17 protein-coding genes are annotated in these 22,485 nt (G+C 66.6%); 6 read left to right on the forward strand and 11 right to left on the reverse strand.

What is annotated here, in order from left to right:
- Positions 1 to 80: 80 nt before the first annotated feature.
- From ASR47_RS19695 to ASR47_RS19715, 5 genes are all read right to left on the reverse strand, one after another.
- Positions 81 to 1,712 carry a DUF4394 domain-containing protein gene (locus tag ASR47_RS19695; RefSeq protein ID WP_065309473.1) on the reverse strand — a complete coding sequence of 544 codons (1,632 nt, stop codon included), beginning with the start codon at positions 1,710 to 1,712 and terminating at the stop codon, positions 81 to 83.
- A gap of 127 nt (positions 1,713 to 1,839) precedes the next feature.
- Positions 1,840 to 2,538: a substrate-binding periplasmic protein gene (locus ASR47_RS19700; RefSeq protein ID WP_171898998.1), complete on the reverse strand. Its 699-nt coding sequence runs from the start codon at positions 2,536 to 2,538 to the stop codon at positions 1,840 to 1,842.
- A 101-nt stretch (positions 2,539 to 2,639) separates the two neighbouring features.
- Positions 2,640 to 4,034, reverse strand: a complete 1,395-nt coding sequence (locus ASR47_RS19705; RefSeq protein WP_425402747.1) for an efflux transporter outer membrane subunit — start codon at positions 4,032 to 4,034, stop codon at positions 2,640 to 2,642.
- Complete coding sequence (locus ASR47_RS19710) at positions 4,031 to 7,156, reverse strand: efflux RND transporter permease subunit (protein WP_065309475.1); 3,126 nt, start codon at positions 7,154 to 7,156, stop codon at positions 4,031 to 4,033. The genes ASR47_RS19705 and ASR47_RS19710 overlap by 4 nt, the downstream gene beginning before the upstream one ends.
- A gap of 25 nt (positions 7,157 to 7,181) precedes the next feature.
- A complete protein-coding gene (locus tag ASR47_RS19715) occupies positions 7,182 to 8,342 on the reverse strand; it encodes an efflux RND transporter periplasmic adaptor subunit (RefSeq protein ID WP_065309476.1) in 1,161 nt (386 codons plus the stop codon).
- A gap of 133 nt (positions 8,343 to 8,475) precedes the next feature.
- On the opposite strand from ASR47_RS19715, the gene ASR47_RS19720 reads away from it, so the two are divergent.
- The 4 genes from ASR47_RS19720 to ASR47_RS19735 all read left to right on the forward strand — a co-directional run bounded on the left by ASR47_RS19720 (position 8,476) and on the right by ASR47_RS19735 (position 13,586).
- Entirely contained in the window at positions 8,476 to 9,195 is a 720-nt protein-coding gene (locus ASR47_RS19720; RefSeq protein ID WP_065309477.1) for a response regulator, read from the forward strand.
- A gap of 13 nt (positions 9,196 to 9,208) precedes the next feature.
- Positions 9,209 to 10,366, forward strand: coding sequence for an ATP-binding protein (locus ASR47_RS19725; protein WP_065309478.1), 1,158 nt, complete (start codon positions 9,209 to 9,211; stop codon positions 10,364 to 10,366).
- A gap of 56 nt (positions 10,367 to 10,422) precedes the next feature.
- Positions 10,423 to 11,061 (forward strand): NAD(P)H-dependent oxidoreductase, encoded by a 639-nt coding sequence (locus ASR47_RS19730; protein ID WP_065309479.1) that lies wholly within the window; start codon positions 10,423 to 10,425, stop codon positions 11,059 to 11,061.
- Between the two features lie 284 nt (positions 11,062 to 11,345).
- Positions 11,346 to 13,586, forward strand: a complete 2,241-nt coding sequence (locus tag ASR47_RS19735) for a putative bifunctional diguanylate cyclase/phosphodiesterase (protein ID WP_082989055.1) — start codon at positions 11,346 to 11,348, stop codon at positions 13,584 to 13,586.
- On the opposite strand, the gene ASR47_RS19740 is transcribed toward ASR47_RS19735, so the two are convergent.
- On the reverse strand, positions 13,564 to 14,892 hold the full coding sequence (locus tag ASR47_RS19740) for an ATP-binding protein (RefSeq protein ID WP_065309480.1): 1,329 nt from the start codon (positions 14,890 to 14,892) through the stop codon (positions 13,564 to 13,566). The two genes, ASR47_RS19735 and ASR47_RS19740, sit on opposite strands and share 23 nt — an antisense overlap.
- Complete coding sequence (locus ASR47_RS19745; RefSeq protein ID WP_065309481.1) at positions 14,889 to 15,551, reverse strand: response regulator transcription factor; 663 nt, start codon at positions 15,549 to 15,551, stop codon at positions 14,889 to 14,891. The genes ASR47_RS19740 and ASR47_RS19745 overlap by 4 nt, the downstream gene beginning before the upstream one ends.
- Positions 15,552 to 15,662: 111 nt before the next feature.
- Here ASR47_RS19745 and ASR47_RS19750 point away from each other — a divergent pair, with 111 nt between their 5' ends.
- Entirely contained in the window at positions 15,663 to 17,960 is a 2,298-nt protein-coding gene (locus ASR47_RS19750; protein ID WP_065309482.1) for an FdhF/YdeP family oxidoreductase, read from the forward strand.
- Here the strand turns inward: ASR47_RS19750 and ASR47_RS19755 are convergent.
- Positions 17,944 to 18,942 carry an alpha/beta hydrolase gene (locus ASR47_RS19755; protein ID WP_065309483.1) on the reverse strand — a complete coding sequence of 333 codons (999 nt, stop codon included), beginning with the start codon at positions 18,940 to 18,942 and terminating at the stop codon, positions 17,944 to 17,946. The two genes, ASR47_RS19750 and ASR47_RS19755, sit on opposite strands and share 17 nt — an antisense overlap.
- 111 nt (positions 18,943 to 19,053) lie before the next feature.
- Here ASR47_RS19755 and ASR47_RS19760 point away from each other — a divergent pair, with 111 nt between their 5' ends.
- Positions 19,054 to 20,001, forward strand: coding sequence for a YihY/virulence factor BrkB family protein (locus ASR47_RS19760; protein ID WP_065309484.1), 948 nt, complete (start codon positions 19,054 to 19,056; stop codon positions 19,999 to 20,001).
- Here the strand turns inward: ASR47_RS19760 and ASR47_RS19765 are convergent.
- From ASR47_RS19765 to ASR47_RS19775, 3 genes are read right to left on the reverse strand one after another with little or no spacing between them, the layout of a single operon-like run.
- Positions 19,988 to 20,329 (reverse strand): hypothetical protein, encoded by a 342-nt coding sequence (locus tag ASR47_RS19765; RefSeq protein WP_065309485.1) that lies wholly within the window; start codon positions 20,327 to 20,329, stop codon positions 19,988 to 19,990. The genes ASR47_RS19760 and ASR47_RS19765 overlap by 14 nt on opposite strands.
- A 21-nt stretch (positions 20,330 to 20,350) precedes the next feature.
- Complete coding sequence (locus ASR47_RS19770) at positions 20,351 to 22,003, reverse strand: putative bifunctional diguanylate cyclase/phosphodiesterase (protein ID WP_065309486.1); 1,653 nt, start codon at positions 22,001 to 22,003, stop codon at positions 20,351 to 20,353.
- A 17-nt stretch (positions 22,004 to 22,020) separates the two neighbouring features.
- Entirely contained in the window at positions 22,021 to 22,404 is a 384-nt protein-coding gene (locus ASR47_RS19775) for a response regulator transcription factor (RefSeq protein WP_245714417.1), read from the reverse strand.
- Between the last annotated feature and the right edge of the window lie 81 nt (positions 22,405 to 22,485).

Below are 22,485 nucleotides of genomic sequence, written 5' to 3' on the forward strand. Positions count from 1 at the left end.
CGAAATAGAAGCCAAATGCAAAGCCCGGCCAGCCTGCACGCGCAAGCTGGCCGGACCGGGTCGCTACGCCATCGGTATTTTTATTTGATGGCGATGGCCAGGTCGCTCAAACCCACCTGCCCGTTGCCGACCAGCGAGGTGGCCGGCGTGGCGGCGCCGCCAGCGAAGACCGCCGCGCCCGTCGCCAGGTCGATGCGGTACAGCGAGCTCGGGCCGGTCGGTGTGGTGCGCAGCGCCGCCAGCGCCAGGCCATTGGCGCCGCCGGCGATATCGAAGCCGACGTCGCCGGCCGGCAGCACGCCCAGCAAGCCCACGTTGACCAGGGTGCCGTCGTTCGGCGGATTTTGCAGCGCCAGGCTGGCGCTGGCCGTATCGATATCGTACAAGGCGGTGCTCGTGGTGCCGGCAATGCTGTTGGTATAGGCGGCGGCCGTGATGACCGGCAGCGCACCGGCGCGGTTGATGGCGCCATCGGTGGTGGTGGCGCCCGTATCGACGTTGATGCGCAGGCTCTGGCCGGTGTTGCCGATCACGCGCAGGCGGTCGGCGACGGGGTTGAAGTCGACGCCAAACGCGGTGCCGGCAATCGCCGTGTAGGGCGCGGAAGTATCGGCCGCGTCGGCCGACAGGGTCGCCTTCACGCTCGCCACGCCGGTGGCCGGATCGATGGTGACGATGCGCGCGTTCGACGAGATACCGTACAGCAGCCCATCCTTGGGCCGCACGTCAAAGCCCAGCAGGCGTTCGCCGGCAGCCAGGCCGGTCACCGCCACACTGGCGTCGAGCGTATTGGGCGTGGCGGTCTTGAAGGTAACGATGCGGCTGTCGTCCGTCAGGCCATAGGCGAGCGGCGCGGCAGGGGTCTTGAGGGCAATGCCGCGCAGCTCTTCGCCACCGGCCGCCGGCACTACCAGGGTGGCCGGCGCCGTGCTGGCCGACAGATTGAGCGTATACAGGTTACGCACGCCGCCCACCGTCATGATGGCGTAGCCGGTATTGGTGCGTGCATCGATATCGAACCCGGTGACGGCGGTGGTGGTCACGCCCAGCGGCACGGGGCTGGCCAGGGTGCCGTTATTCGGCGGATTTTGCATGTACAGGGTGCTGTTGGCGGCGTCGATCACGAACAGCGTGGTGCTGGCCGTACCGGCAAAGCTGTTGGTGTAGGCGGCGGCCGTGATGGCGGTATTGGCTGCGCCGCCATTGATATTGCCATCGGTGGTGGTGGCGCCCGTGTCGACATTGATGCGCAGGCTCTGCCCCGTGTTGCTGACGATGCGCAGGCGGTCGGCGACCGGATTGAAGTCCACGCCGAAGCTGGTGCCGGCCAGCGCCGTGAACGGCGCCGTGGCGTCGGCGGCATCGGCCGCCAGGGTCGCCTTCAGGCTCGCCGCGCCGGTCGCGCCATTGAGTACATAGATGCGTCCGGCGCTGCTCACGCCATACAGCTGACCGTCGGCCGGACGGAAGTCGATGCCCAGCAGGTTTTCGCCGGACTGCAGGCCCGTGACGGCGGCCGTGGTGCGCACCGTCCCCGGCAAAGCACGGTCGAACGAGATCAGCTTGTTGCTGGCGGTGAGCACAAACGCATCGCCCGCCGTCAGCACCGGTGGCGTGACAACAGCGTCATCATCGTTATCGCCGCCGCAAGCGGCGAGGGAAAGGGCAATGGCGGAAACAAGCAGCAGCTTGGCAAACGGCAGTTGGGGCATGGTCGTGGCTCCTGTAGATAGTTGTAAGAGGTGCCGCCCGCCTGCGAAAACAGGGAGCGCACCCCGGTACTACCCACCGGATGCGGCTTTGGATGCAGTGCGCCCTGAATAAATTTACGCAAGCCGCTCAATCATGCCGGCGCAACGCGCGCTGCCCGCCCACCAGCCCTTCGCGCCGCATGGCGCGCACCGCCATGTCAAAGCGCGCCACCAGCTGCGGCGTGGCGGCGGCCTTGTTGAACATTACATGGCTTTGCGTGGTCTCGATCGGCGGGCCGCTGATTTTCACGCGCCGCGTCGCCTGCAGTTGCCGCAGGATTTCCACGCCCACGGCGCGGCTGCACACCACCGCGTCCATGCGGTTCGCCAGCAGCTTCCTGAAATTGGCTTCGTGGCTGGAACTCATTTCCAGTTTTTTGAACGTGCCCTGGCGCGCGGCGGCGTCGAAGATGGCGCCGTAGGAAGTGCCGCCCACCACCCCGATCGAGGCCATGGCCAGGGCATTCAGGTCACCGCGAAAAGCCAGCGTGGAGTCGCTGGCGACAAAAATCACATACTCCTGGAACAGCACCGGTTCGCTGGAAAACAGATATTTCGCTTCGCGCTCGGGCGTCTTCTTGACGGTAAACATGGCGACCGCCTCGCCCGTTTCCACTTGCAGCAGCGCGCGCGGCAGCGGCAGCAGTTCGATGCTGGCGCTCTGCCCCATGCGGCGGAACGCTTCGGCCACCAGCGCGACCATCGGCCCGGCCGGCTTGCCGCGCTCGTCGGGTGCCATGAAGGGCGGATACGGAAAACCCACCACGCGCAGCGGCGCGGTATCCACCGGCTGGGTCCGGGCCTGTGTCCAGCACAGGCACAGGCTCAACAAGATCACACGCACAAACAACCTGGCAGCCATGGGCACCCCCGGTCAGCGGCAAGCGATTATTCTTCCAGTCCGCCCCCCAGCGCCTTGTACAGGGCGACTGCGGATTTGAACTGGTCACGCCGCAAGTCTAGCAAAGTTTGCTGCGCAGCATACAACTGCCTTTGCGCATCCAGCAATTCCAGCCGGCTGTCCTGGCCCGCAGCGTAGCGCAATTGCGATAGTTGCCGCCGCTGTTCCGCGCTGGCCGCCACACGCTGCTGGGCCGCGATCTGCAGCGCGTAGGTCTGGCTGCCGGCCAGGCCGTCGCGCACCTCGCGAAACGCGCTCTGGATCGCCTGCTCGTACTGCAGCACGGCGACCTCGGTGCGGATGCGCGACAGCTGCAGCTCGGCGCGCAGCTGGCCGCCCTGGAACAGCGGCTGGGTGATCTGCGGCGCGAACGACCAGCTGCGCGCATTGCCGCGAAACAGCTCACCCATGGCCGGACTGGCAAAGCCCAGCTGCGCCGTCAGCGACAGGCGCGGAAAAAAGGCGGCGCGCGCGGCGCCGATATCGGCGTTGGCCGCCACCAGCGTGTGTTCCGCCTGCAAAATATCGGGCCGGCGCACCAGCAGGTCCGACGGCACCCCCGGCGGCAGTTGCGTCAGCACCGGCTGGGCGTCGAGCGCGCGTCCGGCCGGCAAATCACCCGGCACAGGGCCGCCCAGCAGCAATTCCAGGTTGTTGCGCGCAAGCTGGCGGGCGCGCTCGCGCGCCTGCAGGTCCGCTTCGGCCGTCGCCGCCTGCCCTTCGGCTTGCGCCAGGTCCAGGCTGCTCCTCTGCTGCGCCGCATGCAGGCGCTGCGTCAAAGCCAGGGCCTGGCGCCAGTCCTGCAGGGTCGCTTGCGTCAACTGCAGCTGTTCGATGGCCAGCCGCTCTTCCAGGCAGGCGTCGGCCACGGCCGCCGTCAGCGCCAGCTGCGCCGCGCGCCGTCCCTGCTCGGTGGCCAGGTAGCGCGCAAAAGCGGCCTCGGACAGCGAGCGCAACCGGCCGAACAGGTCGATCTCGAAGGCGCTCATGGCCACGCCCGCCGTGAACTGGTTTTGCACGGCGGCCGCGCCGCCTGCTGCGCCTTGCGTGCGCTGGCGCGTGCCGCCGGCAACCGCGCCGATGGCCGGATAGCGTGCGCCGTCCTGGATCTGGTACTGCGCCCGCACGGCATCGACATTGAGCGCCGCCACCCGCAGATCGCGGTTGTTCAGCAAAGCGATTTCCACCAGGCGTTGCAAGCGTGGGTCCAGCAGCATCTGGCGCCAGCCCAGGTCTGCCGCATTGCCCTGGCCGGCAGTCGCGCCGGCGTCATACGCAGAGGGCACCGGCAGCGCCGGTTTGACCAGGGATGGCGTCAGGCTGCAGGCCGACAAGGCGGCCGCCATCACGGCCATCGGTAAAATACAGTGGTACCGCATCATGCTTCTCCCCGCATTGCCGGGCTGCCCCAGCGCTGTTCCAGCTTGGCCACCGCGCTCAGCACGACGACAAAAAATACCGGCACGAAGAACACGGCCAGCACGGTGGCGGTGATCATGCCGCCAAAGACGCCAGTGCCGATCGCATGCTGGGTCTCGGCGCTGGCGCCGCTGGCCAGCATCAGGGGCACCACGCCCAGCGCGAACGCCAGCGAAGTCATCAAAATCGGCCGCAGGCGCAGGCGCGCCGCTTCCACGGTCGCTTCGACCAAGCCCTTGCCCTGCGCCTGCAGCTGGCGCGCAAATTCGACGATCAAAATCGCGTTCTTGGCCGACAGGCCGATAATCGTGATCATGCCGACCTTGAAGAACACATCGTTCGGCATGCCGCGCATGGTCACGGCCAGTACCGCGCCCAGCAGGCCCAAGGGCACCACCAGCATCACCGACAACGGAATGGCCCAGCTTTCATACAGGGCCGACAGCACCAGGAACACCACCAGCATCGACAGCGCCATCAGCATCGGCGCCTGCGACGCCGACTCTTTTTCCTGCAGCGACTGGCCGGTCCAGGCCAGCGCAAAGCCGGGCGGCAGCTGTTTCACCAGCCGTTCCATTTCCAGCATGGCGTCGCCGCTCGACACGCCTGGCGCTGCGCTGCCCGAAATGCGCGCCGCCGGATAGCCCTGGAAGCGCACCAGCTGCAGCGGCGTTTCGCTCCACACCGGCAGCACCAGCTGGCCCAGCGCCACCATGCCACCGGCGTTGTTGCGGATGCGAAGGCCCAGCACATCGTTCAGCTGCATGCGCGCCGGCGCGTCGGCCTGCACGATCACCTGCTGCATGCGGCCCGCGTTCGGAAAATCGTTGACATAGATCGAGCCCATGGCCGCCGTCAGCATGTCGCTGACGGCGCCAAACGACACGCCCAGCGCTTCGGCCTTGGCGCGGTCGATCTCCAGGCGCACGCTGGCCCCGGCCGGCAGGCCGTCCGGATACACGCCGGCCACTTTGCCGCTTTGCGCGGCCAGTCCCAGCAGCTGGTTCTGCGCCGCCTGCAGGGCCGCGACGCCCTGGTTGGCGCGGTCCTGCAGGCGCATGGAAAAGCCCGAGGAATTGCCCAGTTCATCGATGGCGGGCGGCATCAGGCTCATGATCATGCCTTCCTTCGCGCTGGCCATCGCCATTTGCGCCTGCAGCACTTCTTCCTGCGCCGTGGCGCCGTCGCGCTCCTTCCAGTCCTTGAGCATGGTAAACGCCAGCGCCGCATTCGGTCCGGCGCCGGAAAAGCTGAAGCCCAGCACCGACTGGTTGTTTTCAATGCCGGGACGGCCGGCCACATGCTGCTCGAACTGTTTCACCACGTCGAGCGTGCGCTCCATGGTGGCGTCCGAGGGCAGCTGCATCGAGGTGATGAAGTAGCCCTGGTCTTCCTCCGGCAAAAACGCCGACGGCAGGCGCAGGAAGGCCAACGCCAGAACTGCGACAATGCCGCCGTAGACCAGCATCGATCTTCCGGCCCGCTTGACCATCACCACCACGCCCTGTTCATAGCGCGCCGTCATGCGGTCGAACTGGCGGTCGAACCAGCGGAAAAAGCCCTTCTTTTCATGGTCGTGCGGGGCTATGGGTTTCAACATGGTGGCGCACAGGGCCGGTGTCAGGCTCAGCGCCAAAAATGCCGAGAACAGGATGGAGACCGCCATCGCCAGGGTGAACTGGCGGTAGATGGCGCCCACCGAGCCGCTGGCCATCGCCATCGGAATGAACACGGCGGTCAGCACCAGCGTGATGCCGACCACCGCGCCGGTGATTTCGCGCATGGCTTTCGACGTCGCTTCCTTCGGCGACAGCCCTTCGGTGGCCATCAGGCGCTCGACCGCCTCGACCACCACGATGGCGTCATCGACGATAATGCCGATCGCCAGCACCATGCCAAACATGGTCAGTACATTGACGGAGTAACCGGCCAGCAGCATCACGGTGAAGGTACCGAGCAAGGCAATCGGCGCGACGATGGCCGGAATCAGGGTATAGCGTATCTTTTGCAGGAACAGATACATCACCAGGAACACCAGCACCATCGCCTCGGCCAGGGTCATGACGACTTTTTCGATCGAGATCTTGACGAACGGCGCGGTGTCGAACGGCACCGAATACTGCATCCCGGCCGGCATGGCCGGCGCCAGTTCGGCCATGCGCGCGCGAATGGCGCTGGCCGTCTGCACCGCATTGGCGCCCGGCGACAGGCTGACGGCGGCGCCCGAGGCGCCATGGCCGTTTTCGCGGATGCTGAAATTGCTGCTTTGCGCGCCCAGTTCCACCCGCGCCACGTCGCCGATGGTCACGGTCGAGCCGTCGCGATTGGCGCGCAGCACGATGGCGGCGAACTGCTGCGGCGTTTGCAGCTGGCCCTGGACGGTCAGTGGAATCGTCACGCGCTGGCCCTTGACGGCCGGCGCGTCGCCAAGGCGGCCCGGCGCGATCTGCGCGTTCTGCTGCGTGATGGCCGCCGTGATGTCGCCCATGGCCAGGTTGTAGGAAACCAGCTTGGCCGGATCGACCCAGATGCGCATGGCGCGCTCGGTGCCGAACAGCTGCACCTTGCCCACGCCGGGGATGCGGCGCAGCTCTTCCGTCACATTGCGCGCCAGGTAGTCGCCCAGCGCCACTTCGTCGTAGCCACCCTTGGGCGCATTGAGGCTGACGATCATCAGGAAGCTCGACGAGGCCGACTCCACGCCCAGGCCATTCTGGCGCACCGCCTGTGGCAGGCGCGGCTCGATCGCCTTTAACCGGTTCTGCACGTCGACCTGCGCCAGTTCGGGATTGGTGCCCGGCTTGAAGGTGACGCTGATCGAGGCCGAACCCGAGGTGTCGGACGACGACTCGAAATACAGCAGGTTTTTCACGCCCGACAGCTCGCGCTCGATCAGGCTGATCACCGAATCGTTCATGGTCTGCGGCGTGGCGCCGGGGTAGCTGGCGGTAATGCTGACGCTCGGTGGCGCCACCGAGGGAAAGCGCGCAATCGGCAATTGCGGGATGGCGATCAGTCCGAACAGGACGATAAAGATCGCCACCACCCAGGCAAACACCGGGCGGTCGATAAAAAATTGAGGCATGTTTTACACTTTCAGGTAGTGCGGTTCAATGAGTGGGCGCGGCAGCGGCGCTCGCTTGCACAGCAGCTGGCCGCCAGGTCTTCGGCGCGGCCACACTGCCTGCCTGCAGCCGTTCCTGGCCTTCGACCACCACCGTTTCGCCCGCTTTCAGGCCACCGCTCACCACATACTGGTGATCGATGACGTCGCCGACCGTGACCGGACGCAGGCTGGCCTTGTTGGCCTGGTCCAGCACCCAGGCCTGCGCCTGTCCGTCGCCGGCGCGCAGCACGGCCTGCTGCGGCACCAGCAGGCCGTGGGCCTGCTGGGCGCGCGCGATGCGGGCGCGCACGAACATGCCGGGCAACAGCGCGCGCTGCGGATTGTCGACCAGCACGCGAATGATGGCGTCACCGGTGCCGGCGTCGATGCTGGTGCCGGAAAACACAATGCGGCCCGCCTGCGCATAAGCCTTGCCGTCGGCGCCGAGAATGGTGACGGGCAGCTTGTCAACGCCACTGGCGCCGGCGGCGTGCAGGGCCGCCAGCCTGGCCGCAGGCTGGCGCACGTCCACGTAGACCTTGTCGATCTGTTCGACGCGCGCCATCGGCGCGGTGTCGGTGGCGCCGACCAGCGCGCCTTCGGTCACCAGTTCGGCGCCGATGCGCCCGGCGATCGGCGCGTCGATGCTGGCGAACGCCAGGTCCAGCCGGCGCCGCGCCAGCGCAGCGCGCGCCTGCGCCACGCTGGCCACGGCCTGCTCGCGCTGGGCCACCGCATCGTCATAGGCTTGCCGGCTGATGGCGTCGGCCTCCATCAACGGTTTCAGGCGCTCGGCCTGCACGCCGGCGCGGTTGGCGGTGGCCTGCGCGCTTTGCAGCGCGGCGGCGGCCGCATCGGTCTCGGCCTGGAACGGCGCCGCGTTCAGCTGGAACAGCTTTTGCCCCGCTTTCACGTCCGCACCCTGTTCGAACAGGCGGCGCAGCACGATGCCGCCCACCTGTGGGCGGATATCGGCCGTGCGAAAGGCGGCCACGCGACCGGGCAGTTCGTCGCTCAGCACCACCGGCGCGGCTTGCAGCTTGAGCACCGTGACCGACGGTGGCGGCGCGGCCGGCGGCGCTTCCTGCGGTCGGGAACAGGCGGCAAGGCCGAGCAAGGCGGCCATGGTGACGAGAGGGGTTTTCAGGAGGCGGTTCGGGTGCATGGTCTTTCTCTGTGGCGTATCCCGACCGGCGGTCCGGTCGACTGATCTCATCAGCATAAAGACCCTGTGTGGAACCATCGTCGAGGAAATGTGGAGATACGATGGAGAGCATGAACGGTGCTAGACTGCGCGCATGAACCGCTTGCCCGACACCTCCTCCCCGCTGGTCCTGATCGCCGAAGACGAGCCGCAGATCGCCCGCATCCTGGCCGGCTACCTCGAGCGCGATGGCTACCGCACGGCCTTCGCGCTTGATGGCCGCCAGGCGCTGGCGCAGCACCTGGCGCTGGCGCCCGACCTGCTGCTGCTCGACGTGCAGATGCCGCTTGCCGACGGCTGGGAGGTGCTCATGCAAGTGCGCCGGCGCGGCGACACGCCCGTCATCATGTTGACGGCGCGCGACCAGGACGCCGACAAGCTGGCGGCGCTGCGCGTCGGCGCCGACGACTATATCGTCAAGCCGTTCAATCCGGCCGAGGTGGTGGCAAGGGTCGCGGCCGTGCTGCGCCGTTCGCGCGCCCGCCCGGCCGAAGCGGCGCCGGCGCGGCTGCGCTGCGGCCCGATCGAGATCGACCACGAAAGCTATGCCGCCAGCGTGGTGCAAGGCGGCGCGGCGACGCCCTTGAATTTGACCCTGACCGAATTTCGCCTGCTGGCCCACCTGGCGCGCACGCCGCGGCGCGTGTGCAGCCGGCTCGAACTGCTGGAAGCATGCCTGCCCGAAGGCAATACGCTGGAGCGCACGGTGGACAGCCATGTCAGCAAGCTGCGCAAGAAGCTCGAGGAAGCGGGCGTGGCCAACATGCCGGTCAGCCTGCGCGGCGTGGGTTACCGCCTGGAGGGCGAAGCGTGATAGGCGAAGCGTGATGCGGCTGACAGGCCTGAACCGGCAGATCGTGCTGTCGATGTCGGTACTGATGGTATGCAGCATCCTGCTGATCTGGATAGGCTCGTGGATCTTTTTCGCCATCGCCTTCAAGATCGATCCGGCCATGCTGTCCGAGCCCGACGATTTTTCTCCGACCACGGTGGAATGGCTGTGGATACTGTCCATCACCATCTTCGGCCTGCTGCTGGCGGCCTTTTTCGCCGTCAAGCTCGCTTCCCGCATTCTCACGCCGATCAATTCCGTGATGGACAGCGTGCGCCGCGTGGCCCATGGCGACCTGGCCGCGCGCGCCGTGGCCGGCGACCGCAGCCTGGGCGAAACCGCCATCCTGGTAGACGACTTCAACAGCATGGCCGAACGGCTCGAACGGGGCGAGCGCGAAAGCCAGACCTGGAACGCGGCCATCGCGCATGAATTGCGCACCCCCGTCACCATCCTGCGCGGCACCCTGCAGGGCGTGGTCGACGGCGTCTTCAAGCCCGAAGAGGTGGAGTTTCCAGCCCTGCTGTCGCAAGTCGAAGGCCTGGGCCGGCTGATCGAAGACTTGCGCACCCTGAGCCTGGCCGACAGCGGCCACATGCAGCTGCGCCTGACCTGGACCGACCTGGTGCTGGAAATCGAGGAAGTGGCCCGGCTGCTGGAGCCGGAGCTGGCGGCGGCCGGCTTTGCCTTGCGCCTGGACTTGTCCGGCCACCCGGTGCGCTGCGATGCGGCGCGCATGCGGCAAGTCGTGCTGGCCCTGCTCGACAACGCGCGCCGCTACGCGCATGCGGGCCAATTGCTACTCGGCACGCGCGTGGAAGACGGTCTGTACCTTCTGCAGCTCGAAGACGCAGGACCTGGCATCCCCGACGAGCTGGCGCCGCACGTATTCGAAGCCTTCCGCCGCGGCGACGCCGCCAGGTCCGAGCTGCACGCCGGCACCGGCCTTGGCCTGGCGGTGGTCGAGGCCATCGCGCGCGCCCATGGCGGCAGCGCCAGTTGCGCACGCGGCGCGGCCGGTGGCGCCGTACTGACCGTCAAATGGCCGGTCGAGCATGGCGCGCCGCCATCCGCAGCAGGAGCTGGACATGGTGGGCCTGTAACCAGCAGTCACCACAGCGGCACAGGCGATTTCGGCACGCGCCGCACTTGAAATCGCCGAATCCGCTATCATTTCTATTCTTAACCATTCACAAAAGAAAGAATTCCATGTCCGATTTGCTGCAAGACTTGCAATGGCGTTATGCCACCAAAAAAATGGATCCGTCGAAAACGGTACCGCAAGAAAAAGTCGACCGCATCGTGGAAGCGGTGCGCCTGACGGCCAGTTCCAGCGGCCTGCAGCCGTATGAAGTGTTCGTCGTGACCAACCCGGACCTGCGCGCGCAGATCAAGCCGCACGCCTGGAACCAGGCCCAAGTGACCGACTGCTCGCACCTGCTGGTGTTTGCCGCGTGGGACAATTACACGGTGGAACGTATCAACCATATGTTTGACCTGGTCAATACCGTGCGCGGCTTCAAGAACGAAGGCTGGGAAGCCTACCGCCAGCAGATCCTGGGCAGCTATCCGCAGCGCGACGCCGAAACCAACTATCAGCACGCGGCGCGCCAGGCCTATATCGGCGTCGGCACGGCCCTGATCGCCGCAGCGCAGGAGAAAGTCGACTCGGTACCGATGGAAGGCTTTGATCCGGCCAAGGTTGACGAGATCCTGGGCTTGAGCGCACGCGGACTGCGCTCGGTGGTGATCCTGCCGCTGGGCTACCGCGCCGGCGAAGGCGACTGGCTGCAGAACCTGGAAAAAGTGCGTCGTCCGCAAGAAGAGTTCGTGACCGAACTGGCTTGATTCTCGATGGTCATGAAAAAGCGGAGGCTGCCTGAAGGTAGTCTCCGCTTTTTTTGTGCCTGCGCCATATTGCCTTGCGATCGCGCCGTATCGCCAGCCTGAAGCCGGTTGTTTGCGTACACGCCGTCGGGCACGATGCCGCTGATCTTGACGGCCTTGCCAGCTGCCGTGTGGTGATCGCCAAAGTCGACGCAGTGGGCCACTCTATCGCCAGCCCGGCACCTGGGTTAAGATGAGCTTGCCATGGACAAATCCCTGCGGTCCTGGCGCTCATCCCATCATCCATGGCACCACAGACCTATATCCTGTTTTCGCTGGCGGCAGACGCCATCCTGATCGCCATCCTGCTGTTCCTGTGGGCCAGGCAGCGCAGCGAATGGCATGCGCTGCTGTGGGCCGGCGGCCAGCTGGCGCTCAGCCTCGGTTCGGCCAGCTGGGTGCTCGGCGAGCACGCATCGATGCACTATCTGATCGCGGCAACGAGCTTGTGCGGCGCCGTGGCCGGCTTCGTCGGCGGCACCGAGTATTTTCTGGGCAAGCTGCAGCGGCGCCATCTGCGTCCGCTCATGCTGGCATGCGGCCTGGGCGTGATCGGCCTGTACGGGCTTTGGGAAGGCCAGCCTTTGCGCGCGGAATGGCTGACGGCCACCATGCTCGGTGTGGCGATGGTATGGTCGGGCCTGCGGCTGGCCATGCATCGCAACCGCTACCGTTTCCTTGGCATGGCCCTGGTCGTGCGCGGCTTGTACAACCTGGCCAATTCGCTGGGCTGGATACCGCCCGACTACGAATCCTGGTTTGTGTATTCGATCGCCATCAAGACCACCTGCGTGTTGTGCCTGATCCATGCGGTGCAGGAAAAGATCCGTCACCGCTATGTGCACACCATCGACAGCCTCAGCAGTGGCTTCCTGATCCACGATGGCAGCGGCCTTATCCAGGTCGCCAATGAGCGCTGCGCCACGCTGCTGGGCCGTGCGAACGCCGCCGCCCTGATCGGCACGCATGTGGTCGAGCAAAGGCTGTTCGAGTCGCGCGATGCCGCGGCCGCCTATTTCCGCCGCTTCGAAGCGGCCCACGGCGCCTATCCGTTTATCGAAACAGCCACCATCGCGCTGGAGAACAGCCAGCGGGTGCCGCTGGAACTGATCGCCTCGCCCTATATCGAAAGCGGCCAGCTGTATTGCATGGTGCAGCTGTTCGATATCAGCGAGCGGCAAAAGAAAGACGCGCTGCTGCACCGCGCGGCCCACCATGATCCGGTAACAGGCTTGCTCAACCGCCATGGACTGATCCAGGCGCTGGAGCTTCTCCTGCAACAGGCGCGGCCGGGTGACTGCGCACTGTTCTTCATCGACCTCGACCGCTTCAAGCGCATCAACGACACCTTCGGCCATGAAACCGGCGACCATCTGCTGTGCCAGTTCGCGCAGCGCCTGCAGGGCCCGCTGCCGGCCAACGCCCTGGTGGCGCGCTTTGGCGGCGATGAGTTCATTATCGTGCTGCCTTGTGCCGGCGAGGCCATGGCGCGCATGGTCGGCCAGCGCATCCTCGACGCCGTGGCGACGCCATTTTCCTTGCCGCAGCAAGCGCTGTCGGTCTCGGCCAGTATCGGCGTGGCCTGCCACCCGCAGCATGGCGCCAGCGCCGACGTGCTGATACGCAATGCCGACATTGCCATGTACGAGGCCAAGAAGACCGGCCGCAGCCAGCTGCGCTTCTTTGACGACGACATGACGGCGCATGCCAGGGAAGCCCTGATCATCGACGGTGCGCTGCGCGAGGCGATCGCTCGTGATGAATTGCGCCTGCTCTACCAGCCCATCGTCACCGCCGACGGCGGGCGGCTGCGCAAGGTCGAAGCGCTGCTGCGCTGGCACAGCGCGCAACTGGGCACGGTGCCGCCCGACCGTTTTATCGCCGTGGCGGAAGACAGCGAGCTGATCGTGGACCTCGGCCACTGGGTGTTGCGGCAAGCCTGCCGCCAGCTGGCGCAGTGGGATGGCGCCATGGGAGAACTGGTGATCAGCATCAATGTCTCGGCGCGCCAGCTGCTCGACAGCGCTTTTATCGACCAGGTGCGCAGCGCCCTCGATGAACACCAACTGCCGGCGCGTCGACTGGAACTGGAGCTGACCGAGCGCGTGCTGCTGGACGACACCGACAAGGTGCAGGTGGCGCTGTCGCGCCTGTCAGCGCTCGGTGTCAGCCTGTCGCTGGACGACTTCGGCACCGGCTACTCGTCGCTGGCCTACCTGGCCCGCTTTCGCCTCGACACGCTGAAGATCGACCGTTCCTTCGTGATGCAGATCGAACATGGCGAACGCGGCCACAACCTGGCCGCCACCATCGTCTCCATGGGTCGCAGCCTGGGCATGGAGGTGGTGGCCGAAGGCGTGGAAACGGCGCAGCAGGCGGCCATCCTGCAGGCGATGGGTTGCCACTACCTGCAGGGCTACCATATCGCGCGGCCGATGGAGGCGCAGGCGCTGGCGCTGTCGTTCAGTGCGTCCGGCCGCTGGTAGCTGATTGCGCCAGAGCAAACCACACCGTTACGCACAGCCCCCGCCCTTCTCCGCTCTCTGCCAGGTCGATCTCGGCGTGGTGGTGGTCGGCGATATTGCGCACGATGGACAGGCCCAGGCCGCAGCCCCAGGCGTCGTGGCCATCGGGCCGGTAAAAGCGGTCGAACAGCCGTACGCGGTGTTCTTCCGGCACGCCAGGGCCGTTGTCGCGCACGCGCAGCATGGCGCGTCCGCCCGCTACGCCTGCCTGCAGGTCCACCGTGCCGCCGGGCTGGGTATAGCGCAGGGCATTGTCGACCAGGTTATTCAACAGCACCTGCAAGCCGTCGGGGTCGCCCTCGACCAGCACCTGCGCCGGCGCCACCACGCCAAGATCGATTTCGCGGCTGTCGGCCAGCGCGCCATGGTCGGCCACGGCGCCGGCCAGCAGCTGGCCCAGGTCCACCGTGCGCAGCTGGCCGGGCGCCAGCGCCGCCTCGTGGCGGGCCAGGCTCAATAACTGGCGCACCAGGTGCGTGCTGCGATCGAGCCTGTCGTGCAGCCTGGCCAATGCCACCGCGCGCGCCGGCTCGCTGGTGGCGCGTTCGGCCACCTGCAGCTGCAGTTTCAGCGCCGTCAATGGCGAGCGCAGTTCGTGCGCCGCGTCGGCGACAAAAGTGCGCTGGGCGGTGATGGCGTCGTCGAATTTTTGCATCAGGCCGTTCAGGGCCAGTACCACCGGCCGCAGTTCGGGCGGCATCTGCCCGGCCGGCAACGGCGTCAAAGCATCGGGCGAGCGGCCGGCCACACTGTCGGCCAGGCGGTCGAGCGGCTGCAGCGCGCGGCGCACCACCACCACCATCATCAGCGCCAGCATCAGCGCAAACACCAGCAGGGGCGAGCCGGCGCGCCAGGCCATGCTGGCGGCAAGATGGCGCCGCACGCGCATGGTCTGCGCCACCTGCACGTACTGGCCGCGCCGCGTTTCGCCATACAGGCGCCAGCGCAAGCCGTCGACCTTCACCTTGGTAAAGCCGTCGAGCGCATAGCGCGGCAGGCGCGGCTTGCCGGCGGCCGCGTACAGCGGCGCGCCATCGGCGCCCCAGGACTGCAGCACGAACGCTTCCTCGGGGTCCTGCGGCGAGGGGCGGCCCGTGTCGGGCGCAAATTCACCGGGCACCGCCACGGCCAGCTGGCGCAGCTGCAGGTCGCCGATCTCATTGGTTTCTTCGAGCAGCGAAAAATACAGCGCGGTGCCGGCGCCCAGCACGCACAGCAGGGTCGCGCCCAACAGACCCAGCAGCAGGCGGTGGCGGATGCTGGTCATGGCGCGACACGGATCTTGTAGCCGACGCCGCGCACGGTCTGGATGAACTGGGCGCCAAACTTTTTGCGCAGTTGATAAATGTAGACGTCGACCGTGTTGCTTTCCACCTCGCTGTCCCAGCCGTACAGCTTTTCCTCGAACTGGCTTTTGGTGATCACCTTGCCCGGCTGGTCGAGCAAGGCGCGCAGCACGGAAAACTCGCGCCGCGCCAGTTTCACGGGCACGCCGTCAAAGGTCGCCTCGTGGCTGGCCAGGTCCAGTATCAGGCCGCCATGCTCGATCACGGAGCGCGTGCGCCCGCCGCGCCGGCGCAGCAAGGCGCGCAGGCGGGCCAGCAGTTCGTCCAGATCGAAGGGCTTGACCAGGTAGTCGTCGGCGCCCGCATCGAGGCCGGCCACGCGGGCCGGCGTGCCGTCGCGCGCGGTGATGATCAGCACCGGCAGATCGGCGCCACGCTGGCGCGCCGCGCGCAGCACGTCCATGCCCTGCAGGCCGGGCAAACCCAGGTCGAGCAGCATCAGGTCGTAGTCAAAACCGTCCAGCGCCAGCCCGGCTTCGCGGCCGTCGCGCACCCAGTCCACCGCATAGCTTTCGCCACGCAGGCCATCGACCAGGCTCTCGCCTATCATCGGATCGTCTTCCACCAGCAGCAATCGCACCTGATACCCCTTTTTGACTATGCGCCATCTTACTCCGAAGGTGAAGCGCAGCACAGAGCCCGGGAGCAATCGCCCGTACCGTGCAGGATAACCATTACCGCGGAGCCCGCCATGAGCAATACCAGCCAACCCGATCCCTACCCTCATCCCGCCGGCGGCTGGGGTTCCGTCAAGGAGGTGGGCGCCGCGCTGCTGACCGAAGGCGTGCTGTTCAAGGGCGGCAGCCTGATGCTGCACCAGAACAAGACCGACGGCTATGCCTGCGTCGGCTGCGCCTGGGCCAAGCCGGCCAATCCGCACCCGTTCGAATTTTGCGAAAGCGGCGCCAAGGCGACAGCCTGGGAAATCACCAGCAAAAAGATCGGCGCCGACTTTTTCAGCCAGCATGCGCTGGCCGAGCTGCGCACCTGGAGCGACCATGAACTCGAAAGCGTGGGCCGGCTGACGGTGCCCATGCGCTGGGATGCGGCTACCGACCGCTACCAGGAAACCAGCTGGGAGGCGGCGTTCGAGGCCATCGGCGCGGAACTGCGCGCCATGGACCCGAAAAGCGTGGTGTTCTACAGTTCCGGTCGCGCCTCGCTGGAAACGTCGTATATGTACCAGCTGGCCGTGCGCATGTATGGCAACAACAACCTGCCCGACAGCTCGAACATGTGCCACGAAAGCACCTCGGTGGCGCTGCCCAGGACCATCGGCGTGCCGATCGGCACCGTGGTGCTGGACGACTTCGAGCAGACCGACTGCATCTTGTTCTTCGGCCAGAACGTCGGCACCAACAGCCCGCGCATGCTGCACCAGCTGCAACAGGCGCGCAAGCGCGGCATCCCGGTGATTACCTTCAATCCCCTGCGCGAAACGGGCTTGCTGCATTTTGCCAACCCGCAGTCGCCGGCCGAAATGCTGAGCCCTGCCGAAACGCAGATCACCACCCAGTACCTGCAAGTGAAAGCGGGCGGCGACAGCGCGGCGCTGATGGGACTGTGCAAGGCGCTGATCGAGGCTGACGATCTGGCGCAGACCACCGGCAGCGTGCGCGTGCTCGACGTGGCTTTCCTCGACGAGCATACCTCGGGCCTGGTGGAATTCGCCCATGCGGCGCGCGCCGCCGCGTGGACAGCCATCGAAAGCGAATCGGGCCTGGCCCGCGCCGACCTGGAGACCGCCGCCGCCACCTATGCCGGCGCGCAGCGCGTGATCGGCATTTTCGGCATGGGCCTGACGCAGCACCGCCACGGCGTGCGCAACGTGCAGATGCTGTCCAATTTGCTGCTATTGCGCGGCAATATCGGCAAGCCGGGCGCCGGCATCTGCCCGGTGCGCGGTCACTCGAACGTGCAGGGCCAGCGCACGGTGGGCATCACGGAAAAGCCGGAACTGGCGCCGCTCGACCAGCTGAAAAAACAATATGGCTTCGAGCCGCCGCGCGATAAAGGACGCAATACCGTCACCGCCTGCGAGGGCATGCTCGATGGCTCGGTGCAGGCTTTCATCAGCCTGGGCGGCAATTTCCTGCGCGCCGCGCCCGACACCGACGTGCTCGAACCGGCCTGGAACAAGCTGCGCTTGTCGGTGCAGATCGCCACCAAGCTCAATCGCAGCCACCTGGTGCCGGGGGCGGCGTCGTATCTGCTGCCCTGCCTGGGCCGCATCGAGATCGACCGCCAGGCCAGCGGCGAGCAGGCGGTGTCGGTCGAAGACAGCACCGGCTGCATGCACGGCTCGCGCGGCAAGGCCGAACCGGCCGCCGCCACCTTGCGCTCGGAGCCGGCGATTGTCGCCGCCCTGGCGCGCGCCATGCTGCCGCCGGATCGCTTTGCACTGGCGCCATGGGACGCCTGGGTGGCCGACTACGCCACCGTGCGCGAGGCGATCGCCACCACCTACCCCGACATCTTCCATGATTTCAACGCCCGCATGTGGCAGCCCGGCGGTTTTCGCCGCCCGGTGCCGGCCTCGCAGCGCGTATGGAAGACGCCGAACGGCCTGGCCAACTTCATCACGCCCGAAACCCTGCTGGAAGACCCGGACCAGGCCCAGCCCGGCGGCGACGTGCTGCGCCTGTTTACCATCCGCAGCGACAGCCAGTTCAATACCACCATCTACAATGAGGACGACCGTTTCCGCGGCATTTATGGCGGACGCCGCGTGCTGCTGGTGAACGCCGGCGACATCCGCCGCCTCGGTTTTGCGGAAGGCGTGCTGGTCGACGTGCTGGGCGTGGCGCCCGATGGCGTCACACGCCGCGTCGATGGCCTGCGCCTGGTCGCCTACGACGTACCGCCCGGCTGCATCGCCGGCTACTACCCCGAGTGCAATCCGCTGCTGCCGCTGGCCCACCATGCGGTCGGGAGCATGGTGCCGGCGGGGAAATCGATCGCCGTCAAACTGGTCAGGACGACGGCTTGACGGCGGCGATCCGCTCATTGATCCACTGATGCGTCCGTGCCTGCACCCGGCGCGCCAGCGCGATCGGAAAGCGGATAAAACCATGCGCCGCTTCCGGCAGCAGGTGCAGCTCCACCTGCGCCACTTCCTCCCAGCGCCGCGCCATCAGCACCGTATCGTCCAGCAGCGGATCACGTTCGCCGGCGACCATCAGTGCCGGCGGCATGCCGTCGAGCGCGCCGTACAGCGGCGACAAGGGTGGCAAGCGCTGCTCCTCTTCACTCAAACCAGGCGTGAGCATGCGCATCGACGTGGCCATGCTGGGGCCATGCAGCAGCAAAGTGTCGGGGCCGGCCGCGCGCACGCTGGGCGTGGCGGCCAGGTCGTACACGCCGTAATACAGCACCGCGCCCTTGACGCGCGCCAGCAGCTGCGGCCAGGCTTTCAGCCGCAGCAACGTCGCCGCCGCCAGATGGCCGCCGGCCGACTCGCCGACGATCAACACCGGCAAACCGACCCATGCGGGATCGTCCCCGCCGCCGAGCAGCCAGCGCGCGGCCGCCAGGCAGTCATCGAGCATGTCCTGCAAGGTATGCGCCGGCATCAGGCGATAGTCGACCGACACCACCGCCACGTCGCAAGCCTTCACCAAAGCGATATTGAGCGGGTCGTTCATCTGCGCATTGCCGATGACCCAGCCGCCGCCATGAAAATCGAGCACCACCGCGCGCGCCGGGCGCGCACCGGCGAGGATGCGCACCGGCACCTTCAAGCCATCGGCGTCCACAATGTGTCGCCGGGCGCGCACGCCGGCGCGCGCCAGCCTGGCGCCGTCGGCCACCTGCCCCAGGCGCAGCAGCGACTGCACCAGCATCGGTACGGCACGGTTGCGGATGCGCAGCCGTGGCGCCCAGGCCAGGCGGCGGTTGAAACGGCGCGCCTCGTCCAGGGTGGCTGCATCGAGTTCGGCGAGGCCGGGCTGATTGGTATCTGACAAAAGCATGGGCCTGCCTGCACATTGCAAAACTGCACTGTAGCAGAGCGTGCGCACGCGCACGGAACACGGCACCGTCCAGGCGCAAGCTGCAGCTTTACATGCCCAGGAAATCCCATTTTGAAAAGCCTGCCTATCGCACAACAAGACGCCCTGGCCCAGCGCCGCATCCATATCGCCGAACGCGTGGGGCGCGGCGGCGCGGCCTCGTACGCCTACGCGCTGGCGCAGATGGCGCGCGCCGCCGCCGACGCCTGGCTGTCCAGGCGCGCCTCGAGCAAGGGCGCCGCCCTGACCCTGTACGTGCTGTTTTCGCTGGCGCCGATGCTGATCCTGGTGGTGGCCCTGGCCAGCATCTTCTTTGACGAAAACGCCGTGCGCAGGGCCTTGCTGACGGAACTCGGGGGCCTGACGGGCGCCCAGGGCGGCGACGCGTTAAAGGCCATCATTGCCGGCGCCAGGCGCGCCGACGAAGGCCTGGCCGCCAGCATCATCTCGGGCGTCATCGTGCTGGTCACGGCGACCAGCGCGTTCGCGGAACTGAAGGAAAGCCTCGACGAGCTGTGGCAGATCCCGCCCTCGGAAGGCTCGGGCGTCTGGCTGTTCGTCAAGGAGCGCATCCTGTCGTTCGGCCTGTTGCTGGTGCTGGCCCTGATGCTGATGATGACCCTGGCCGTCAATGCCGGCCTGGCCGCGCTGCAAGGCAGCTGGGCCGACCCGACCGATCCGGGCAAGCTGCTGCAATATGCGCTGTCCGGCCTGTCGATGGTGATCGTCACCGTGATCTTCGCCTTGATCTACAAATACCTGCCGGCCACGCCGATCGCCTGGGGCGACGTGATCGTCGGCGCCATCCTGACGGCCATCCTGTTCATGGGCGGCAAGGTGCTGATCGGCCTGTACCTGGGCCACGGCGACTTCGGCAATGCCTACGGCGCGGCCGGCTCGATCGTCGCGCTGATCACCTGGATCTATTATTCGGCGCAGATCTTCTTCTTTGGCGCCTTGTTTACGCATGAATATGCGATGACACTGGGCAGCCGGCGCGACAGGCTCAAGCGTTACTGACCGCATAGCGCGACATATCGCTGCCGCCACCCTGCCACAGCGCCAGGAACGATTCGTACACGTGGCGGCTCAGGGAAGGCCGGCGGCGCGACTTGCGCCAGAATTCATAGCGGCCCTTGAACACATAGCCGTCGTTGAAGGTCACTTCGAAGTCGATGTCGACCTGGTCGCCGGCACCGTGCACCCACGATCCGAGCAGGCGGTCGGCTTCGCGAAAGGCGCCCAGCACGGCGCTTTGCGCATTGGCGCGGCCGATGCGGATGCGGGCCACTTCGATTTTTTCATCGTCGGATTCGTCCATGGCTGACGATGGCGATTGCAAATTCATGGTGTCTGTTCCTTTCATGGTTTATGCAGCTTGTTGCTGGTAACTGTCTTGTAAAAATCGGCTGGCCGCCACCGCCGTCAATGGCCGGCTGTAGTAATAGCCCTGGATCTGGTCGCACTGCCAGCCGCACAGCAAGCTGCGCTGCTCGTCGGTTTCCACTCCTTCGGCGATCACCGACAGGCCCAGGCTGTGGCCGAGGCCAATGGTGGCCTGCACGATGGCGCGCTGTTCGCACACGCTGGCCATATTGCGCACGAAGGACTGGTCGATCTTGAGCTTGTCGATCGGGAAGCGGGACAGGTAGGCCAGGCTGGAGTAGCCGGTGCCGAAGTCGTCGATGGCCAGGCGCAGTCCCAGGGCGCGCAGCCGCTTGAGCAAGGCGATCGCGCCTTCCGCGTCTTCCATCATCACGCCTTCCGTAATTTCCAGTTCCAGCAGTGTTGGATCGATGCCGCTTTCGGCCAGCAGCGCTTCGAGGTGCGCCAGGAAGCCGGGCGCGGCGAACTGGCGCGGCGAGATATTCACGGCGACCGGCAGCGCCATGCCCTGCCGCTGCCAGGCCTGCAGCTGGCGGCAGGCTTGTTCCAGCACCCAGGCGCCGATCGGCACGATCAGGCCGGACTCTTCGGCCAGGGCAATGAACTGGTCGGGCGGCACGAGCTGGCCGTCGCGGCGCCAGCGCAGCAGCGCCTCGAAGCCGACCAGCGCATCGTCGCCCAGCGCCTGCTGCGGCTGGTAATGCAGTTCCAGCTCGCCGCGCTCGATGGCGTGGCGCAGCGCTGATTCAGTGGCGATGCGCTGGGTGGCCTGGGCGTTGATCTCTTCGGAGTAATGCACGACGGTGTCGCCGCCGGCGCGGCGCGCCAGCTGCAGCGCCGCGTCGGCGTTGCGCAACAGCGCTTCCGGTTCGCGGCCATGCAGCGGATAGCTGACGGCGCCCAGGCTCAGGCTGGTGAAAATCTCGTGGCCCTGCCAGCTGTAAGGCACGCCCACTTCATCGCGCAGGGCCGACAGCGCCGCCTCGAATTGCGCGCTGTCGCGCGGCCACTGGTACAGGACGGCGAAATTGGCGCCGTCGAGCCGGTACACTTCGCCGCCGCTGCACTCGGCCGCCTGGCGGATGCGCCCCAACAGCCCGACGATCATCCGGTCGCCAAAACTGTGCCCGAGGCCGCCGACGATGTGGTTAAAACGGTCGATGGTGCCCAGCACCACCGCATGCGGCGTGGCCGGCAGGCCGCGCAGGCGCGCTTCGAACGCGCGGCGGTGCGCCAGGCCCGTGAGCGGATCGTGGCCGGCGTGGTGCGCCAGCTGCTGCTCGACGCGGTAGCGGGCGCGTACGTGATACAGCAGAAAGCCGCTGCTCAGCAGCGCCAGCAGGTCGAACAGATGTACCAGGCGCGTGATGCCCAGCGCATTTTTTTCGGCCGCCTCGCCGTCCGCCTCGATGGTCTGCCGCACCCCTTCGCCCGACTGCGTTTGTTCCAGCAAGGGACCGATGCTGCTGCGGATGCCGCTGCTGGCGCGCTCCATCACCACCGACAGGCCGATACTGGCGGCGATCACCAGCATCAGCAGAACATGGACACACCAGCGTGCATACGGCAGGCGCAGCAGCCGATGATGAGCTGGCAGTGACGGCACGACGGTGGCATGGTGGAAGACAGTGCGCATGAAGGTTTCCTGGAGCGTTACACTTCGTTGCAGGCCTGGCGGATGCAGCGCACCAGGTCGTTCGATTGAAACGGCTTGCCGAGAAAGCAAGAAGCGCCCGACTGCAGCACGCGCTGGCGCACGGCCGGCTCGGGAAACGCCGTGATCATGATCAACGGCGTCGCGCTGCCCTGGCGGCGCAGCTGCTCCAGCAGGTCGATGCCGCTCATGCCCGGCATTTGCAGGTCGGTGACGATGCACTGATAGTGCTCGGCAGGAGCGCCGGCCAGCAGGCTTTCGGCGGAGTCGAAGCTGCTGGTCAGGTAGCCGTAAGAGCGCAGCAGGCTGGCCAGCGCGCTGCGCACGGATTCATGGTCATCGACGATGGCGATATGGACATTGTTGGTAACGGACTCGGACACTGCAAACTCCCTGGTATCGGTGGCGTCAAGCGGCCACATGACGTATGGGAGAACTTTACAGGCTGCAGGGCAAGCGCGAAA

The sequence above is a fragment of the Janthinobacterium psychrotolerans genome (genome assembly GCF_001677885.1).
GTDB lineage: Bacteria > Pseudomonadota > Gammaproteobacteria > Burkholderiales > Burkholderiaceae_D > Janthinobacterium > Janthinobacterium psychrotolerans.

Excerpts from the sequence above, each read along its gene's own strand:
- ASR47_RS19720 (WP_065309477.1), top strand. The coding sequence starts at position 8,476 with ATGAACCGCTTGCCCGACACCTCCTCCCCGCTGGTCCTGATCGCCGAA.
- ASR47_RS19765 (WP_065309485.1), bottom strand. The coding sequence starts at position 20,329 with ATGAATTTGCAATCGCCATCGTCAGCCATGGACGAATCCGACGATGAA.
- ASR47_RS19740 (WP_065309480.1), bottom strand. The coding sequence starts at position 14,892 with ATGACCAGCATCCGCCACCGCCTGCTGCTGGGTCTGTTGGGCGCGACC.
- ASR47_RS19695 (WP_065309473.1), bottom strand. The coding sequence starts at position 1,712 with ATGCCCCAACTGCCGTTTGCCAAGCTGCTGCTTGTTTCCGCCATTGCC.
- ASR47_RS19710 (WP_065309475.1), bottom strand. The coding sequence starts at position 7,156 with ATGCCTCAATTTTTTATCGACCGCCCGGTGTTTGCCTGGGTGGTGGCG.
- ASR47_RS19770 (WP_065309486.1), bottom strand. The coding sequence starts at position 22,003 with ATGCGCACTGTCTTCCACCATGCCACCGTCGTGCCGTCACTGCCAGCT.
- ASR47_RS19750 (WP_065309482.1), top strand. The coding sequence starts at position 15,663 with ATGAGCAATACCAGCCAACCCGATCCCTACCCTCATCCCGCCGGCGGC.
- ASR47_RS19730 (WP_065309479.1), top strand. The coding sequence starts at position 10,423 with ATGTCCGATTTGCTGCAAGACTTGCAATGGCGTTATGCCACCAAAAAA.
- ASR47_RS19725 (WP_065309478.1), top strand. The coding sequence starts at position 9,209 with ATGCGGCTGACAGGCCTGAACCGGCAGATCGTGCTGTCGATGTCGGTA.
- ASR47_RS19705 (WP_425402747.1), bottom strand. The coding sequence starts at position 4,034 with ATGATGCGGTACCACTGTATTTTACCGATGGCCGTGATGGCGGCCGCC.
- ASR47_RS19755 (WP_065309483.1), bottom strand. The coding sequence starts at position 18,942 with ATGCTTTTGTCAGATACCAATCAGCCCGGCCTCGCCGAACTCGATGCA.
- ASR47_RS19735 (WP_082989055.1), top strand. The coding sequence starts at position 11,346 with ATGGCACCACAGACCTATATCCTGTTTTCGCTGGCGGCAGACGCCATC.
- ASR47_RS19715 (WP_065309476.1), bottom strand. The coding sequence starts at position 8,342 with ATGCACCCGAACCGCCTCCTGAAAACCCCTCTCGTCACCATGGCCGCC.